This is a genomic window from Paracidovorax sp. (assembly GCF_057642795.1).
Genome location: NZ_JBXYZY010000037.1, coordinates 107,381 through 122,421, shown reverse-complemented (window position 1 = coordinate 122,421; position 15,041 = coordinate 107,381). Strand labels below are relative to the sequence as shown.

The 15,041-nt window shown below is 64.7% G+C and carries 18 protein-coding genes; 12 read left to right on the top strand and 6 right to left on the bottom strand.

Going from position 1 to position 15,041, the window contains the following annotated elements; translation table 11 throughout:
• Positions 1-48 precede the first annotated feature (48 nt).
• The 3 genes from AC3A84_RS15095 (at position 49) to greB (ending at position 2,383) form a co-directional block, all read left to right on the top strand.
• The gene (locus AC3A84_RS15095) at positions 49-555 is read left to right on the top strand and encodes a hypothetical protein (protein ID WP_487970801.1); all 507 of its coding nucleotides are present in this window, start codon (positions 49-51) and stop codon (positions 553-555) included.
• 7 nt (positions 556-562) lie between these two features.
• A complete protein-coding gene (locus AC3A84_RS15090; RefSeq protein ID WP_487970799.1) occupies positions 563-784 on the top strand; it encodes a hypothetical protein in 222 nt (73 codons plus the stop codon).
• Positions 785-1,807: 1,023 nt separating this feature from the next.
• Positions 1,808-2,383: a transcription elongation factor GreB gene (gene greB / locus AC3A84_RS15085; RefSeq protein ID WP_487971058.1), complete on the top strand. Its 576-nt coding sequence runs from the start codon at positions 1,808-1,810 to the stop codon at positions 2,381-2,383.
• 33 nt (positions 2,384-2,416) lie between these two features.
• On the opposite strand, the gene AC3A84_RS15080 is transcribed toward greB, so the two are convergent.
• The 4 genes from AC3A84_RS15080 to AC3A84_RS15065 all read right to left on the bottom strand — a co-directional run bounded on the left by AC3A84_RS15080 (position 2,417) and on the right by AC3A84_RS15065 (position 6,593).
• On the bottom strand, positions 2,417-4,687 hold the full coding sequence (locus AC3A84_RS15080) for a RelA/SpoT family protein (protein ID WP_487970797.1): 2,271 nt from the start codon (positions 4,685-4,687) through the stop codon (positions 2,417-2,419).
• A gap of 108 nt (positions 4,688-4,795) precedes the next feature.
• A complete protein-coding gene (gene rpoZ / locus AC3A84_RS15075) occupies positions 4,796-4,999 on the bottom strand; it encodes a DNA-directed RNA polymerase subunit omega (protein ID WP_313070992.1) in 204 nt (67 codons plus the stop codon).
• 24 nt (positions 5,000-5,023) lie between these two features.
• Positions 5,024-5,644 carry a guanylate kinase gene (gene gmk, locus AC3A84_RS15070; protein ID WP_487970794.1) on the bottom strand — a complete coding sequence of 207 codons (621 nt, stop codon included), beginning with the start codon at positions 5,642-5,644 and terminating at the stop codon, positions 5,024-5,026.
• A 40-nt stretch (positions 5,645-5,684) separates the two neighbouring features.
• Positions 5,685-6,593 (bottom strand): YicC/YloC family endoribonuclease, encoded by a 909-nt coding sequence (locus AC3A84_RS15065; RefSeq protein ID WP_487970792.1) that lies wholly within the window; start codon positions 6,591-6,593, stop codon positions 5,685-5,687.
• 73 nt (positions 6,594-6,666) lie between these two features.
• On the opposite strand from AC3A84_RS15065, the gene AC3A84_RS15060 reads away from it, so the two are divergent.
• The 5 genes from AC3A84_RS15060 (at position 6,667) to hemW (ending at position 11,413) form a co-directional block, all read left to right on the top strand.
• A complete protein-coding gene (locus AC3A84_RS15060) occupies positions 6,667-7,683 on the top strand; it encodes a serine/threonine protein kinase (RefSeq protein ID WP_487970790.1) in 1,017 nt (338 codons plus the stop codon).
• Positions 7,680-8,591: a PP2C family protein-serine/threonine phosphatase gene (locus AC3A84_RS15055; RefSeq protein WP_487970788.1), complete on the top strand. Its 912-nt coding sequence runs from the start codon at positions 7,680-7,682 to the stop codon at positions 8,589-8,591. Before AC3A84_RS15060 ends, AC3A84_RS15055 begins: the two co-directional genes overlap by 4 nt.
• 154 nt (positions 8,592-8,745) lie before the next feature.
• A complete protein-coding gene (gene rph / locus AC3A84_RS15050; protein WP_487970786.1) occupies positions 8,746-9,492 on the top strand; it encodes a ribonuclease PH in 747 nt (248 codons plus the stop codon).
• Positions 9,493-9,537: 45 nt separating this feature from the next.
• Entirely contained in the window at positions 9,538-10,137 is a 600-nt protein-coding gene (gene rdgB / locus AC3A84_RS15045; RefSeq protein ID WP_487970784.1) for an RdgB/HAM1 family non-canonical purine NTP pyrophosphatase, read from the top strand.
• A gap of 28 nt (positions 10,138-10,165) precedes the next feature.
• On the top strand, positions 10,166-11,413 hold the full coding sequence (gene hemW, locus AC3A84_RS15040) for a radical SAM family heme chaperone HemW (protein ID WP_487970782.1): 1,248 nt from the start codon (positions 10,166-10,168) through the stop codon (positions 11,411-11,413).
• A gap of 180 nt (positions 11,414-11,593) precedes the next feature.
• On the opposite strand, the gene AC3A84_RS15035 is transcribed toward hemW, so the two are convergent.
• Positions 11,594-12,043, bottom strand: coding sequence for an NINE protein (locus tag AC3A84_RS15035; protein ID WP_487970780.1), 450 nt, complete (start codon positions 12,041-12,043; stop codon positions 11,594-11,596).
• 31 nt (positions 12,044-12,074) lie between these two features.
• Positions 12,075-12,620: an N-acetyltransferase family protein gene (locus tag AC3A84_RS15030; protein WP_487971057.1), complete on the bottom strand. Its 546-nt coding sequence runs from the start codon at positions 12,618-12,620 to the stop codon at positions 12,075-12,077.
• A gap of 127 nt (positions 12,621-12,747) precedes the next feature.
• On the opposite strand from AC3A84_RS15030, the gene rpsP reads away from it, so the two are divergent.
• The 4 genes from rpsP to rplS all read left to right on the top strand — a co-directional run bounded on the left by rpsP (position 12,748) and on the right by rplS (position 14,998).
• On the top strand, positions 12,748-13,002 hold the full coding sequence (rpsP, locus tag AC3A84_RS15025) for a 30S ribosomal protein S16 (protein WP_056666976.1): 255 nt from the start codon (positions 12,748-12,750) through the stop codon (positions 13,000-13,002).
• 113 nt (positions 13,003-13,115) lie between these two features.
• Complete coding sequence (gene rimM / locus AC3A84_RS15020) at positions 13,116-13,688, top strand: ribosome maturation factor RimM (RefSeq protein WP_487970777.1); 573 nt, start codon at positions 13,116-13,118, stop codon at positions 13,686-13,688.
• Positions 13,689-13,720: 32 nt separating this feature from the next.
• Complete coding sequence (gene trmD / locus AC3A84_RS15015; RefSeq protein WP_487970775.1) at positions 13,721-14,494, top strand: tRNA (guanosine(37)-N1)-methyltransferase TrmD; 774 nt, start codon at positions 13,721-13,723, stop codon at positions 14,492-14,494.
• Between the two features lie 120 nt (positions 14,495-14,614).
• The gene (gene rplS, locus AC3A84_RS15010; RefSeq protein ID WP_092941954.1) at positions 14,615-14,998 is read left to right on the top strand and encodes a 50S ribosomal protein L19; all 384 of its coding nucleotides are present in this window, start codon (positions 14,615-14,617) and stop codon (positions 14,996-14,998) included.
• Positions 14,999-15,041: the final 43 nt, after the last annotated feature.

Genomic DNA, 15,041 nt, shown 5'->3' with positions numbered 1-15,041 from the left:
CGGAGCTACCATCTTGTTACGGTTTGACCACAGGAGTACAAAGGCACCATGGCTACCACGGACGATCGCAATGTGGAAACTGCCAGCGCTGCTCGACGACAGCGTAGGCAAGCTGCGAAGGTACGCAAAGAGCAAAAGCTTGTAGATGCGGCGCGACGGGCTGACAACCTCATTGACGCGAAGGACGTCGCGTTCTACGGAGCGGCAGTCAACACATGGGCAATGTCAGCGATGGAGTTGGACAAGAGTCTGCTAACTCTCGCTAGTGGAGCTATCGTGTTTTCGTTTACTGCAGCAAAGCCAGCAGAGGGATCAGATCTGCTGCTGTTTCTTTACGTAGCAAGTGTTCTTATGTTTTTAGTCACGATCACTTGTTCACTGCTCGCATTTCAGCTCAATAAGAAATATATTGAAGCCACAATTTTAAAAACCAATCCGGACGGCACTTGGCTAAAGAGGTGCGATGGGGCCGCCATTTGGTCGTTTGGCTGTGCGTCAGTCCTTCTAACGGCGGTAGGTTTGTGGTCTTTTATCTCTGGATATAAGTTGGATTGAGGCTTTCATGACTGAAAAGAACAGAACTGAACATTTGATTGAGGTGGCGCGAGCTCGTCACAGTGCGAATGGATTGCATAACTTGGGTCGTGTAAAGATTTATGACAGTGTCGATGGCCTCCATAAAATGGCTCAACCGGCATCTTCCCCCTTGAGGCAAACAGATACTCAGACGATGAAAGCGCAGCCTGGTACGCTGGGTTCGCTGGCTAACCCTAAATCTAAGTAGTCGCTGAATTTTCAGTGTTGGAGGTAAATAGATGAGTGACGAAAAAAAATGGACGCAGCAAGAGCAGGAATTTCAGCGCAGTATTGACGGGCTGAAGGGTCTCGTTTACACGCCAGGAAGCCTTGCGGGAATGGGAAACCTTGCTGGTAATAGCCTGAATAATATGCACGCTTTAGCTCAACAAGGCCCCTTGAGCTCTGGGGGGGCGCAGGCATCTTCGTCTTCAGCCGGAGGCGGAGCGGGCGGGAGCACTTCTCAGCCTGGAACTTTGGGCGCTCTAGCGCCCAAGACCGGGGGGTAGTTGGGGGATTTTTGGGGGACTGACATCTGAGTTTCTGTACACGACAGAGCATGAGACGTTGGAAGCGGACGGCTCATGTGCTTTTAAAATCAACTACTTAAGCGCGACTGCAAAACTACGAACCAAGGGGTCGTGGGTTCGATTCCTGCCAGCCGCACCAAACGGTAAGCCCTAGAACAGAAATGTTCTAGGGCTTTTTCCGTTGTGCGTTGCTATTGCTTGCGCACAGCTATCTTCAGGCGCTTGCCCAGTTCATAGCAGTCCCGTGTTCCCATGTGATTGATGTCCGTTCCGGGTCTTTGTGCTGCCCACGGCCTCTCGCGGTCGCGCGGTTGCCGGCGAGATCGCGGCATTGGCTGGCACGGCCCGCTCGTCGGATGGGGTTATCTTGGATGCTTCACTGAAACGAGGCGATGCCATGTCCATATTCCATATGTCGGTCCCCACGCCCCATTCTGGCGGCCAGCCCCAGCCGGTTCCGCCCATCGAAATACCTCCCTCTCCGCAGTGGGTGCCTTCGCCGGAGGTGGATGATCCACCGCCCAGCCCAGGTGGAGACCGGCCGGTGCAGGATCCGCCTCCCCATCACTGACCGCGAGCACAAATGCTGTTCCTGTGCACTCTGGGGTCGACGGTCATCGGGGCGCGTGTCACCGGACGTCCTCGACGCGTGGAGCCCGCACCTTGAAAATCGGCGCAGCTATTGAAGCAGGGCAATGGATATGAGCAAGGCTTTTACCAAAGAGAACGATGCGGCAGTCGAGGATGACGGCGACGAAATTGCTGTCGCACCTTTGCCTGCGGGCAGCAGAAACTACATGACGCCGGCTGGCTATGCCCGACTGCGCTCCGAGTTGCTGGATTTGATGGACAACGAGCGACCGCGGATCGTGGAGGTTGTCCACTGGGCCGCGAGTAATGGCGACCGTTCTGAGAACGGCGACTATCTCTATGGCAAGAAGCGTCTGCGTGAAATCGACCGGCGCATCCGCTTTCTGACCAAGCGGCTGGAAATCGCTGAGGTGGTGGACCCATCCGTGCATGCCGGGTCCGACCAGATTTTCTTCGGCGCGACGGTGACGTATGCAGACGATGAAGGTGCCGAACGGACCATCACGATCCTGGGGGTGGATGAGGCGGACAACGGGCGAGCGGAAGTCAGCTGGATCTCGCCCGTAGCGCGGGCCCTGCTCAAGGCTCGGGAAGGCGATGCCGTAGCGCTGCAGACGCCGGGTGGAACCCGCACGCTGGAGGTGCTCTCCGTACGCTACCCCGACCCGGCAGCGCCTGGGGCTTGAGTGTTCTCCTCAGGGTTTGCTGCCGAGGTGCGGTCAGCCCTGGGGCAATATTCTGAAAGCGCGCAGCACGGCCTGCATTCGACGCAGATTGCGCAAAGCGGTTTCTATGTGCGTTTGATCACGCACCGCGACGACGAGGCGCAGGTCGGTCGTGTCCATCGCCACAGTGTCGTCCATCTCCACATGCACGATGTCGGCCTCGGAACTGGCCAATTCTGCCGCAATGCGCGCGAGCACTCCCTTGCCATTGGAGATCGTTACCACGATGCCGGTCTCGAAGAGGCGCGTGGGTTCGTCAGCCCAATCCACCTCGATGAAGCGTTCGCTGTCCTTGTGCTGCAGCTTCTTGGCCACGCTGCAGGCGCTGTTGTGCACCACCAGCCCTTCGCCCTTGCCCAGGTAGCCGACGATGGGGTCGCCGGGTACGGGGCGGCAGCAGTGGGCGTACTGAACCGAGGCATTCTCGCTGCCGTCCAGGGTGAGCCCACCTTGCGATAAGTTCTCGTGCGAACTGTAGCGTTCGCGCGTCAGCAGCAGGGCATCGGGCCGGTGCCCGTACTCGGACATCAGCACGACCAGCCGCTTGGCAACGATGCCGGCGATGCGCTTGCCCAGGCCGATGTCGGTCATCAGTTCGGCCCGGTTCCGGTTGCCGGTGAAGCGCAGCAGCTTTTCCCACAGTGCCTGGTTGTCCTGGTCGTCAGGCAGTTGTTCCAGGCCTTCCGCTCGCAGGGCCTGGGTCAGCAGCTTTTCGCCCAGACTGGCGGATTCGGTATGCGCCAGTGTCTTGAGATAGTGGCGGATCTTCGAGCGAGCCCGGCCCGTGCGCACGAAGCCCAGCCAGGCCGGGTTGGGCGTGGAAACCGGCGCGGTGATGATCTCCACCACGTCGCCGTTCTTCAGTTCCGTGCGCAGGGGCACCTGTTCGTTGTTGATCTTGGCCGCCGTTGTGCGGTCGCCGACGTTGCTGTGGATGGCGTATGCGAAGTCCACCACCGTCGCGCCGCGGGGCAGGGCCATGATCTGGCTCTTGGGCGTAAAGACATAGACCGCGTCGGGAAACAGGTCCACTTTGACGTGGTCCCAGAACTCGGCCGCATCGCGGGTCTCGTTCTGGATGTCGAGCAGGGATTGCAGCCACTTGGTGCCCAGGCGTTCAGCGGTCGTGCCTTCGTCGTCCTGGGCCTTGTAGAGCCAGTGGGCGGCCACCCCGGCTTCGGCCACCACATGCATTTCTTCGGTGCGCATCTGGAACTCGATGTTCACTCCCGAAGGGCCTACCAGCGTGGTGTGCAACGACTGGTAGCCGTTGAGCTTGGCGATGGCGATGTGGTCCTTGAAGCGCCCCGGCACCGGTTTGTACATCTGGTGGAGAACGCCCAGCGCGGTATAGCAGTCGGTCACCGTGGGGACGATCACACGGAAGCCGTAAATGTCAGTCACCTGCGCGAAGCTCAGGTGCTTGAGGTCCATCTTTTGGTAGATGGCGTAAAGCGTTTTCTCTCGCCCGGCCAGGCGCACCTTCATGTGGATGCGGGCAAAAGCGGCATCGACCTCGTTCTGCACCTTCTGGACGATGTCGCGGCGGCGGTTGCGCGCCTTGTTGACGGCCTTGGAGAGGGTTGCGTAGCGCCAAGGGTGCAGGTGGCGGAAAGATAGGTCCTGCAGCTCGCGGTAGGTCTGGTTCAGGCCAAGGCGGTGGGCGATGGGGGCGTAAATCTCCAGTGTCTCGGAGGAGATGCGGCCCCACTTGCTGCGCGGCATGTCCGACAGGGTGCGCATGTTGTGCGTCCTGTCGGCCAGCTTGATGAGGATGACGCGCACGTCGCGCGCCATGGCCAGCAGCATCTTGCGGAACGATTCGGCCTGATTCTCTTCGCGGGTGTTGAACTGCAGCTTGTCCAGCTTGGTCAGGCCGTCCACCAGTTCCGCTACCGGTGCACCGAAGCGCTCAATGAGATCGGCCTTGGTGACGCCGCAATCTTCCATGCAGTCGTGCAGCAGCGCTGCCATGAGCGCCTGGGCGTCGAGCTTCCAGGTGGCGCACTGTGCAGTGACCGCGATGGGGTGGGTGATGTAGGGCTCGCCGCTGCTGCGTAGTTGACCCAGGTGCGCTTGGTCGGCAAACCGGTAGGCTTGGCGAACCTGCTCAATGCTGGCCGTGTCCAGGTAGTCGAGGCTGTCCACCAGAGCCGCGAAACTGGCCGCCGCTGCGTTGGCTGCCGCTGCGGACGGGCTGGCGCTGCCCGGGCTTTCGCTCGGCAGTCCATCGGAAACAGAAGTTTTGTTCAACACCGCAGTCATGCCTTTAATGTAGCCTGCCATCAAGGGCTGGGCTTTCCAGGCAAAAAAAAGCACCGCAATGCGGTGCTCTTTGGCTTCAGCCCGGCAGGGGCCGGCAATTCAAGGCAATCAGCCGGGTACCTTCTTGAGCATTTCCAGGCCGACCTTGCCTGCGGCAATTTCGCGCAGCGCCGTGACGGCGGGCTTGTTGCGGCTCTCGATGCGGGGGGCATGGCCCTGGCTCAGCATGCGAGCACGGTAGGTGGCCGCCAGCACCAGTTGGAAGCGGTTGGGGATCTGCTCGAGGCAATCTTCGACGGTGATGCGGGCCATGGATGTTTCTCGAAAAAGTGGAAATCAGGTGATGTTGAGCGACTCGAAGATGTCGGCGCGGGCTCTGCGCTGGGCCGCGTACTTCAGGCGCTGGGCGTGAACGATGGTCTTCAGGTCGAAAACCGCACGCTCGAACAATTCATTGATTATAACGAAGTCGAATTTCTGGGCCTGGGCCATTTCCGAGGCAGCGTTGGCCAGCCGCAGTTCGATGACGTCCGGCGCGTCTTCGCCGCGCCTCTCCAGGCGCGAGCGCAGCTCTTCCCAGCTGGGCGGCAGGATGAAGATCAGCACCGCGTTGGCGAAGGCCTGCTTGATCTGGATCGCGCCCTGGAAGTCGATCTCCAGCAGCACGTCGGCGCCCTGGGCCACGCGCTCTTCGATGGCTTTGCGCGAGGTTCCGTAGCGACGGCCATGCACGTGTGCCCACTCGACGAAGCCGTTGGCGGCGATCATGGCGTCGAATTCCTGGTCGGACGTGAAGAAGTATTCGCGGCCGTGCTTTTCCTGGCCGCGCGGCGGGCGCGTGGTGTGCGACACCGACGGCTGCACGTGCGAGTCGAGCTCGCGCAGGGCCTTGACCAGGCTTGACTTGCCGGCCCCGCTGGGGGCCGCCACTACAAAGAGATTTCCGGGATAGTCCATACGGCGTCTGCGCTAGCTGCTATCAAATCAGGATTATCCATCACTCGATGTTCTGGACCTGTTCGCGCATCTGCTCGATCAGTACCTTCATGTCCACGCTGATGCGCGTGAGTTCGAGTGCTGCCGACTTCGAGCCCAGGGTGTTGGCCTCGCGGTGCAGCTCCTGGATGAGGAAGTCCAGGCGCTTGCCGATCTCGCCACCCTTTTTCAGCAGGCGCTCGATTTCATCGAGGTGCGATTGCAGTCGTGTGACTTCCTCGGCCACGTCGATGCGGATGGCAAACGCCGTGGCTTCGGTCAGGGCCCGGTCCTGCGCGGCTTCGGCCGCGATCTTGCCGTCGGCGTGGGCCAGGGCTTCGTTCCAGCGGTCGAGGAAGCGCTGCCGGTGCTGCTCGACCAGCTGCGGCACCAGCGGCACGGCCTGTTTGGCCAGTGCACGCAGTTGGTCCAGCCGGTCCTGCAGCATGGCGGCCAGGCGCTTGCCCTCGCGCTCGCGGGCCGTCATCAAGGCTTTGAGTGCCTGCTCGGCCAGTGAGGGCAGGGCTTCGGACCAGTCCTGCGCCGGGCCGGAGAAGCTGGCGCACAGGCGCAGCGCATCGGCCACGCTCAGGGGCGCGGCCTGGGGCAGCCAGGATTTGATGGCGTCCTGCATTCCGTTGAGCCGCTGCAGCAACCGGGGGGCGGGGTCGGGCAGGCCGCCGGTGCCTTCGTCTTCGATGAATGCGCGGACCTCGACCTTGCCTCGCTTGAGCTTGGCGGTGAGCAGGGTGCGCAGCGCGGGCTCCTGGGCCCGCAGCTCGTCGGAAAGACGGAAGGACAGGTCGAGAAAGCGGCTGTTGACCGATCGGATCTCGATACCCAGGCGGCGCGTCGGCGCGTCGGTTTCGGCGCCTGCGGCAGACGCTCCGTGCTGGACGCTGGCGTATCCGGTCATGCTGTAAACTGCCATGGGACTCTCGGTGGTTGCTGCAAACGCGCGATTATCCCGGTTCCGATTCGTGCCCGAGTCTTCATCGCAGAATATGTCCAAGATCAAGCCGGCACCCCTGCCTCCCGGCACCTCCATCGGCGGTTATCGCGTGGTCCGGAAGGTGTCCGCCGGAGGGTTCGGTGTGGTCTATCTGGCCACCGATGCCGACGGCCAGCAAGTGGCCATCAAGGAATACCTCCCCTCATCGCTCGCCACCCGTGAACCGGGTGAACTGCTGCCGAAAGTGCAGCCCGAAAAGCTCTCTCTCTACCGCCTGGGGCTCAAGAGTTTCTTCGAGGAAGGGCGTTCGCTCGCGCAGATCTCGCATGCTTCCGTTGTCAGCGTGCTGAATTTCTTCCGTGAGAACGAAACCGTCTACATGGTGATGAACTACCTGGAGGGCGCGACCCTGCAGGACTTCATCATCACTGCGCGCGACCTGAACACGAAGAAGGTGTTCCGCGAATCGACCATTCGTTCACTGTTCGACGAGGTGCTGCGCGGTCTGCGCATCGTGCATCAGCACAAGATGCTGCACCTGGACATCAAGCCGGCCAACGTCTTCATCACCGACGACAACAAGGCCGTGCTGATCGACTTCGGCGCGGCGCGCGAAGTGCTTTCGAAAGAGGGGAACTTCATCCGCCCCATGTACACGCCGGGATTCGCTGCGCCCGAGATGTACCGCCGCGATACGCAGATGGGGCCCTGGACCGACATCTACGCCATCGGCGCCTGCATCTACGCCTGCATGCAGGGCTTTCCGCCCACCGAGGCGCCGCAGCGCAATGATGCCGACCGGTTCACGCAGTCGCTTACCAAGCTGCGCGGCATCTATTCGGACAACCTGATCGAGGTGGTCGAATGGTGCATGGCGCTGGACCCGCTTTCGCGGCCGCAGTCCGTCTTCGCGCTTCAAAAAGAGCTCAGCCGCGAGGGCGAGCGCCGCTACACCCGGCTCAGCCTGGGCGAGAAGGTCCGCATGCAGATCGATTCGCTCGTGGGCGATGTCCGGCGCAGCGGTGCCAGGTCGAGCCAGATCACACCGGCCGGAGCGAAGACGAAATGAAGTTCTCGGTCTTCCAGATCAGCCGGCGCGGCGGGCGCGAGAAGAACGAAGATCGCATGGGCTACTGCTATACGCGGGCATCAGGCCTGTTCGTGCTTGCCGATGGCATGGGGGGGCACCCCGACGGCGAGGTGGCCGCGCAGATCGCCATCCAGACCGTGTCCGCCCTGTTCCAGCGCGAGGCGCAGCCAGCGCTGGCCGATCCGCAGGCCTTTCTGGCTATGGCCCTGCTGGCGGCGCACCAGGCCATCCTCAAGCACGCGAGCGAGCGTGGCCTGGCGGATTCGCCCCGCACCACGCTGGTGGCTGCGGTGGTGCAGGCCGGGCGGGCCAGCTGGGTGCATTGCGGTGATTCGCGCCTCTATTTCGTGCGGGACGGCGCGGTGCTGGCGCGCACCCGCGACCATTCCTACCTGGAGCTGGGCGATGCGCCCCGGCCCCTGTTCGAGCGGGCGATCACCAACCGCAACGTGCTCTTCACCTGCCTGGGCTCGCCCGCCAAGCCGATCTACGACCGCGCCGGACCGGTGCTGCTGGAGCAGGGCGACCGCATCCTGCTGTGCTCTGACGGCCTCTGGGGCACGCTCGACGACCCCCACATCGCGCGCCTGCTGGGGCGCCAGACGGTGGACGTGGCCGTTCCGGATCTGGTCGAGGATGCGCTGCGCAAGGCCGGCACCGCCAGCGACAACGTGACCGCCCTGGCCCTGGAGTGGGAAACGCCCGACGCCTTCGGCTCCACGTTCAGCGTGAGCACCGCAAGCCTGGGCGACGATGCTTTCGCCTCCACCATCCAGGGCGCTGCACCCGATGGCCTGCTGCTGGACGATCTGGATGACGCGGCCATTGAGCGCTCCATCGCCGAGATCAACGAGGCTATCCGCCGCTCGGCGGCGCGCAAGCTCTAGCCTTGCCGGCGGTCAGGCAGGCGAGAATCGACGTCTGGGCCGAAGCTGGCCGCCACGGGGCGCGATCGCGCCGTCACCTGCTGTCCACCCACCCCTTTGTTCTTTCGCCCGGTGCTTCCGGGCGTCCCATTCCCCGCTGCAGAGAACTCCTTCCATGACTCCATCTTCCGCTGCCCGCCCCGGTGGCCGCGCTGCCGACCAGCTGCGTCCGGTGCGCATGACCCGCCACTACACCATGCACGCCGAAGGCTCGGTGCTGATCGAATTCGGCAACACCAAGGTGCTGTGCACCGCCTCGGTCGAAGAGCGCGTGCCGCCGCACAAGCGCGGCAGCGGCGAAGGCTGGGTGACGGCTGAATACGGCATGCTGCCGCGCTCCACGCACACCCGCAGCGACCGCGAGGCCGCGCGCGGCAAGCAGAACGGCCGCACGCAGGAGATCCAGCGCCTCATCGGCCGCAGCCTGCGCGCCGTGTTCGACCTCAAGGCCCTGGGCGAGCGCACGATTCAGCTCGATTGCGACGTGATCCAGGCTGACGGCGGCACGCGCACGGCGGCCATCACCGGCGCCTGGGTGGCGGCGCAGGACGCGGTGGCCACGCTGATCGCCGCCGGCAAGCTGCAGGCCTCGCCCATCACTGCGCCGCTCGCGGCCATCTCGGTGGGCATCGTGCAGGGCCAGCCGGTACTGGATCTCGAATACGTCGAAGACGTGGCGTGCGACACCGACATGAATGTGGTGATGACCGTGAACGCGCAGGGTGTGGCGCACTACGTGGAAGTGCAGGGCACCGCAGAAGGCGCGGCCTTCACGCGCCAGGAGATGGACCAGCTGCTGGCGCTGGCCGAAAAGGGCATTGGCGAGCTGGCCGCGCTGCAGCAGCAATCGCTGCAAAAATAATAGCTAAATGCGCAGGTTTTGCCTGGGCCAGGAGCCGAAAACCCCATGAAACTCGTTCTTGCATCCAACAACCGCGGCAAGCTGGCCGAACTGCAGGCCATGCTGGCACCGCTGGGCGTCGAGCTGGTGCGCCAGGCCGACCTGGGCGTGGGCGAAGCCGAGGAGCCTTTCCACACCTTCGTCGAGAACGCTCTGGCCAAGGCGCGCTTTGCCGCGCAGGACACCGGCCTGCCGGCGCTGGCCGACGACGCCGGCCTGTGCGTGCAGGCGTTCGGCGGCCTTCCGGGTGTGCAGACGGCCTACTACGCCACGCAGTTCGGCTACCCCAAGGGGGACGACACCAACGTGCAGGCGCTGCTCGAACAGATGGCCGGCATCGACGACCGCCGCGCCGCCATGGTCAGCACGCTGGTGGCCGTGCGCAGCCCGCAGGACCCGGAGCCGCTCATCGCCGTGGGCCGCGTGTCCGGCGAGATCGCGCGCGAGCGGCGTGGCAGCAACGGATTCGGCTTTGACCCCGTCATGTTCCTGCCCGACTTCGGCAAGACCTTTGCCGAGCTGCCTGTGGACGTGAAGAATGCCCACAGCCACCGTGGCCGCGCTGCGCAGCAGATGCTGGCGCTGATGCGCGAACGCTGGTTCTGACGTGGCGCCCGAAGCCGGAGCACTGCCCGTGTCCATCCCTATCGTTCCTGCGGCCGAGCTGGCTCAGCCCGAGGGCGGTGCCCTGCGGGACCCGCAGCACTACATGCGCCCGGGCCTGTTGCAGCTGTCCAGCTTGCCGCCGCTGTCGCTCTACATCCATCTGCCCTGGTGCCTGAAGAAGTGCCCCTACTGCGACTTCAACTCGCACGAGGCGCGTGCCGGCGCCGATGCACTGCCCGAGGGGCGCTACCTGGACGCGCTGATGGCCGATCTGGAGGCCGCGCTGCCGCTGATCTGGGGCCGTACGGTTCACAGCATCTTCATCGGCGGCGGCACGCCCAGCCTGTTCGCGCCGCAGTCCATCGACCGCCTGCTGGGCGGCGTGCGCGCCCGCCTGCGGCTGGAGCCGGATTGCGAGATCACGCTGGAGGCCAACCCCGGCACGTTCGAGAAAGACCGCTTCCGTGCCTACCGCGCCGCGGGCGTCACGCGGCTGTCGGTGGGCGTGCAGAGCTTCGACGACCGCTTCCTGCAGGCCCTGGGCCGGGTCCACGACCGAGCCCAGGCGCTGGCGGCGGTGGAGGAGGCGCGCGACGCCTTCGGCACCTTCAACCTCGACATCATGTATGCGCTGCCGGGCCAGACCATCGCCGACCTGGAGCAGGACATGCGCACGGCGCTGGCGCTTGAGCCGCCGCACATCTCGATCTACCACCTGACCATCGAGCCCAACACCTACTTCGCCAAGCATCCGCCCGCCGTGCCGGAGGACGACACGGCCTACGCCATGCTCGACCGCATCACCGAGATGACCGGAGCGGCCGGCCTGCGGCGCTATGAAGTCTCGGCCTATGCGCGGGACGGCCACCAGTGCGTGCACAACACCAACTACTGGCAGTTCGGCGACTACCTGGGCATCGGCGCTGGCGCGCACAGCAAGCTCAGCTTCGCGCACCGCGTCGTGCGCCAGGTGCGGCTGCGCGATCCGCGCCGCTACATGGAGGGCGCCCTGGCCGGCCGCGCCATCGCACAGGACGCGGACGTGCGCCGGGCCGATCTGCCCTTCGAATACATGCTGAACGCGCTGCGGTTGCGCGACGGGTTCACGCCGCAGCAGTTCATGGAACGCACCGGGCTGCCGCTCACGGCCATCGCCCGGGGGCTGGACGAGGCCGAGCGCAAGGGCCTGGTGAGCCGCGCGGATGGGCTGGTGCGCCCCACCGAGCGCGGCTTCGACTTCTTGAGCGATCTGCAGGAGCTCTTCCTGGCGGACTGAGAGGCTGTTCTAACGGCTTTCGGCTCGTGGTTCCCGGCATGCCGAGGGGGGCAAGCTGGTGTGCGGCACCCCTGCCGCTCGCATCGGCCTCACGGCGGTACGGGTGGCCAGGCGCCCCGATCCAGGCTCTGCGCCTGGGCAATCGGCTTCGCGGCCCTTCGCACCGAGGGCCGACAACGGCTACTGCGAAATCTTGCGGGCTTCCTCGACCTGGTATTCGAAGTAGCGCTGGAAGCTGAACGCCAGGCTGGCCATGAGAATGGCCGTGCCAACGAGCAGGGCCAGCGCGACGGCGACGATGGTCAGCCAGCCCGTGTGCCCCGGCGCCGCGTCGGCGACCGCTGCGGCCGGGTTGTGGCGCGCGTTCCACTTCTCCGGCGGCATCAGCCCATAGGCGATGGCGCAGAGCGCACAGCCCGCGATGGTGAAGCCCAGCAGCGGAATCAGCACCCAGCTCAGGTGATCGTCCTGGCCCAGCGCCTGCACCCGCTGGATGCCGTAGACGCCCAGGGCCGTGGGGATCGGCAGCAGCCAGCCCAGCCAGTCGCCCAGGCCGTGCAGATAGAAGCGATGCAGACCGAGCGGCCCGCCCACGAAGGCCAGCCAGGTGGCGATGGTCTTGTTTTTCATGCGGCGGGGCAGATAGGGCGCGCAAGGGCGTTCAGTGGGCGGCTTCGCTGCCGACGGGCTCGGGCGGGGTGGTGTCCCCATCGCCCAGCGGCTTTTCCATCAGCACCACGTCGCGCCAGGCACCGAACTTCCATCCCACCGAGCGCATCACGCCGATTTGCGTGAAGCCCGCCGAGCGGTGCACTCCGATCGAGCCCAGGTTGGCCGAATCGCCGATCACCGCCAGCAGCTTGCGCACGCCCGCGCCTTCGGCGGCGTCGCACAGTGCACCCAGCAACTGGCGGCCCAGTCCCATGCCGCGCGCCGCATCGGCGATGTAGATGGAGTCCTCGGCCGAGAAGCGGTAGGCCGGTCGCGGCTTGAACCAGTTGCAGTAGGCGAAGCCCAGCACCTGCCCGTCCTGCTCCGCCACCAGATACGGCAGGCCGCGGCCCAGCACGTCGGCGCGGCGCGCGGCCATGTCGGCTTCGGTCGGCGGGGTGGTTTCGAAGGTGCCCGTGCCGTGCAGGACATGGTGGGCATAGATGGCGGCAATGGCGGCGATGTCTTCGTCGCGGCTCGGACGGATGAGGGGCATTGGCAAGATGGGGATATAATCGCGGACTTTGCAGCGTGTCGCTGGCCGGGTGGCCATGTCGCGTGTCTCAAACGCAGCAAAACTTTCTGCAGCCTCCGTATGGGCTGCACCACCCGAAGGATTCATTATGGTCGTGATTCGGCTCTCCCGCGGCGGTTCTAAAGGCCGTCCGTTCTTCAACATCGTCGTTGCCGACAAGCGCGTTCGTCGCGACGGCCGCTTCATCGAACGCCTGGGTTTCTACAACCCCACGGCCAAGGAAAGCGAAGAAGGTCTGCGCATTGCTCAAGACCGTCTGACGTACTGGAAGAGCGTGGGCGCCCAGGCATCTCCCACCGTGGACCGCCTGATCAAGCAAGCTGCTGCCAAGCAAGCTGCCTGATCGCTGCGTATTCCGCTGCTAGGGGCGGGCTCCGTTGGTTCTGCTGACGGGCCCCGCCCTTTTTCTTTGCCTGTCTTTTTTGTCCTGTCCTCCTTTCCTGCACTGAGCCCGCCATGTCCAAGCTGCCCGTTCTAGAGCCCGCAGACCTGCCCGCCGATGCGGTGGAAGTCGGCCGCATTGCCGACGCCTGGGGGGTGAAGGGCTGGTTCAAGGTGTTGCCCTACAGCGCCTCGCCCGAGGCCCTGCTGTCGGCCAAGCACTGGTTCCTGCTGCCGGCCGAAAAGGGCGCCAAGAGCTTCTTCAGCGGCACCGTGTCGCTGGCCGTGCGCCAGTCGCGCGAGCATTCCGATTCCATCGTCGCCATGGCCGAGGGCGTGGACGACCGCGATGCGGCCGAGGCCCTGCGCGGCGCGCGCATCTTTGTGTCGCGCTCGAGCTTTCCGGCGGCGCAAGAGGGCGAGTTCTACTGGGTCGATCTGATCGGCCTGGAGGTGGTCAACCGCGAGGGCGTGGCGCTGGGTACGGTGCGCGACCTGCTGGCCACCGGGCCGCAGACCACACTGGTGCTGGCCTACGAGCACGAGGGCAAGACGCTCGAGCGCATGATTCCCTTCGTTTCGGCCTTCGTCGATGAGGTCAAGCTGGCCGAGCGCCGCATCCTCGTGGACTGGCAGCCGGACTACTGACACTCTTCGCTGCGAGAGCCGCGCCGCAGACCATGCGCTTCGACGTCATCACCCTGTTCCCCGAGATGTTCGCGCCGTTCCTCGTGAGTGGCGTGACGCGGCGTGCCTATGCCGGCGGGCAGGTGGACGTGCGGCTCTGGAACCCGCGCGACCATGCCGAGGGTAACTACCGGCGCGTCGATGACCGCCCCTTCGGCGGCGGCCCGGGCATGGTCATGATGGCCGAGCCGCTGGAGCGCTGCCTGAACGCCATCCGCGCCGATCGCGCATTGGCCGCGCCCGAAGGCGCGAGCGTGCCCGTGGTGCTGTTCTCGCCCATCGGCCAGGCGCTCAACCATGCCGGCGTGGCCGGCTGGGCCGCGGGGCCGGGCGCGATCCTGCTCTGCGGGCGCTATGAGGGCATCGACCAGCGCTTCATCGACGCGCATGTCGATGTGCAGCTGAGCCTGGGCGACTTCGTGCTCTCGGGCGGCGAGATTCCGGCCATGGCCCTGATCGACGCCGTGGCCCGCCTGCAGCCTGGCGTGCTGAACGACGAGGGCAGCCACCAACTCGACAGCTTCAACCCCGCGCTCGACGGCCTGCTGGATTGCCCCCACTACACCCGCCCCGAGGAGTGGGCCGGCCGCGCTGTGCCCGCGCCGCTGCTCTCGGGCCACCATGCGCAGATTGAGCGCTGGCGCCGCGACCAGCGTCTGGCGCTCACCGCGCGCCACCGTCCGGACCTGATCGAAGCGGCCCGCGCGCAGGGCCTGTTGAGTCGCGCCGACGAAGCGGTTGTCTCCCGGCTGGGCGAGTTGCTATAATCTTGGGCTCTTCGATCCTCTGGCCGGCCGCTGCTAACACATGCCGTGTGCAGCATGTGAGGCGCCAATCCGGGCGCCCATGCCAATTTCTGGCGCGGACATGATCGGTAGGAAGTAACCATGAATCTGATCCAGACCCTCGAGCAGGAAGAAATCGCCCGCTTGAACAAGACCATCCCCGAATTCGCACCTGGCGACACCGTGATCGTCAACGTGAACGTGGTGGAAGGTACCCGTAAGCGCGTTCAGGCCTACGAAGGCGTGGTGATCGCCAAGCGCAACCGTGGCCTCAACAGCGGCTTCACCGTGCGCAAGATCTCCAGCGGCGAAGGCGTGGAACGTACGTTCCAGACCTACAGCCCGCTGATCGCCAGCATTGAAGTCAAGCGCCGCGGCGATGTGCGCCGTGCCAAGCTGTACTACCTGCGTGACCGCAGCGGCAAGTCGGCACGTATCAAGGAAAAGCTGCCCTCGCGCGTCAACAAGGCCGCAGCAGCCGCTTGATGCGCCTCCAGGCCTGGCATCTCCCGTCCAGGCCTGCGCCAGA

What these genes read in the sequence shown, in the direction of transcription:
- AC3A84_RS15060 (WP_487970790.1), top strand. Translation starts at nt 6,667, where the DNA reads ATGTCCAAGATCAAGCCGGCACCCCTGCCTCCCGGCACCTCCATCGGC.
- AC3A84_RS15035 (WP_487970780.1), bottom strand. Translation starts at nt 12,043, where the DNA reads ATGAAAAACAAGACCATCGCCACCTGGCTGGCCTTCGTGGGCGGGCCG.
- rdgB (WP_487970784.1), top strand. Translation starts at nt 9,538, where the DNA reads ATGAAACTCGTTCTTGCATCCAACAACCGCGGCAAGCTGGCCGAACTG.
- AC3A84_RS15080 (WP_487970797.1), bottom strand. Translation starts at nt 4,687, where the DNA reads ATGACTGCGGTGTTGAACAAAACTTCTGTTTCCGATGGACTGCCGAGC.
- trmD (WP_487970775.1), top strand. Translation starts at nt 13,721, where the DNA reads ATGCGCTTCGACGTCATCACCCTGTTCCCCGAGATGTTCGCGCCGTTC.
- rpoZ (WP_313070992.1), bottom strand. Translation starts at nt 4,999, where the DNA reads ATGGCCCGCATCACCGTCGAAGATTGCCTCGAGCAGATCCCCAACCGC.
- AC3A84_RS15055 (WP_487970788.1), top strand. Translation starts at nt 7,680, where the DNA reads ATGAAGTTCTCGGTCTTCCAGATCAGCCGGCGCGGCGGGCGCGAGAAG.
- AC3A84_RS15065 (WP_487970792.1), bottom strand. Translation starts at nt 6,593, where the DNA reads ATGGCAGTTTACAGCATGACCGGATACGCCAGCGTCCAGCACGGAGCG.
- gmk (WP_487970794.1), bottom strand. Translation starts at nt 5,644, where the DNA reads ATGGACTATCCCGGAAATCTCTTTGTAGTGGCGGCCCCCAGCGGGGCC.
- rpsP (WP_056666976.1), top strand. Translation starts at nt 12,748, where the DNA reads ATGGTCGTGATTCGGCTCTCCCGCGGCGGTTCTAAAGGCCGTCCGTTC.
- rph (WP_487970786.1), top strand. Translation starts at nt 8,746, where the DNA reads ATGACTCCATCTTCCGCTGCCCGCCCCGGTGGCCGCGCTGCCGACCAG.
- AC3A84_RS15095 (WP_487970801.1), top strand. Translation starts at nt 49, where the DNA reads ATGGCTACCACGGACGATCGCAATGTGGAAACTGCCAGCGCTGCTCGA.
- greB (WP_487971058.1), top strand. Translation starts at nt 1,808, where the DNA reads ATGAGCAAGGCTTTTACCAAAGAGAACGATGCGGCAGTCGAGGATGAC.
- AC3A84_RS15090 (WP_487970799.1), top strand. Translation starts at nt 563, where the DNA reads ATGACTGAAAAGAACAGAACTGAACATTTGATTGAGGTGGCGCGAGCT.
- rimM (WP_487970777.1), top strand. Translation starts at nt 13,116, where the DNA reads ATGTCCAAGCTGCCCGTTCTAGAGCCCGCAGACCTGCCCGCCGATGCG.
- rplS (WP_092941954.1), top strand. Translation starts at nt 14,615, where the DNA reads ATGAATCTGATCCAGACCCTCGAGCAGGAAGAAATCGCCCGCTTGAAC.
- AC3A84_RS15030 (WP_487971057.1), bottom strand. Translation starts at nt 12,620, where the DNA reads ATGCCCCTCATCCGTCCGAGCCGCGACGAAGACATCGCCGCCATTGCC.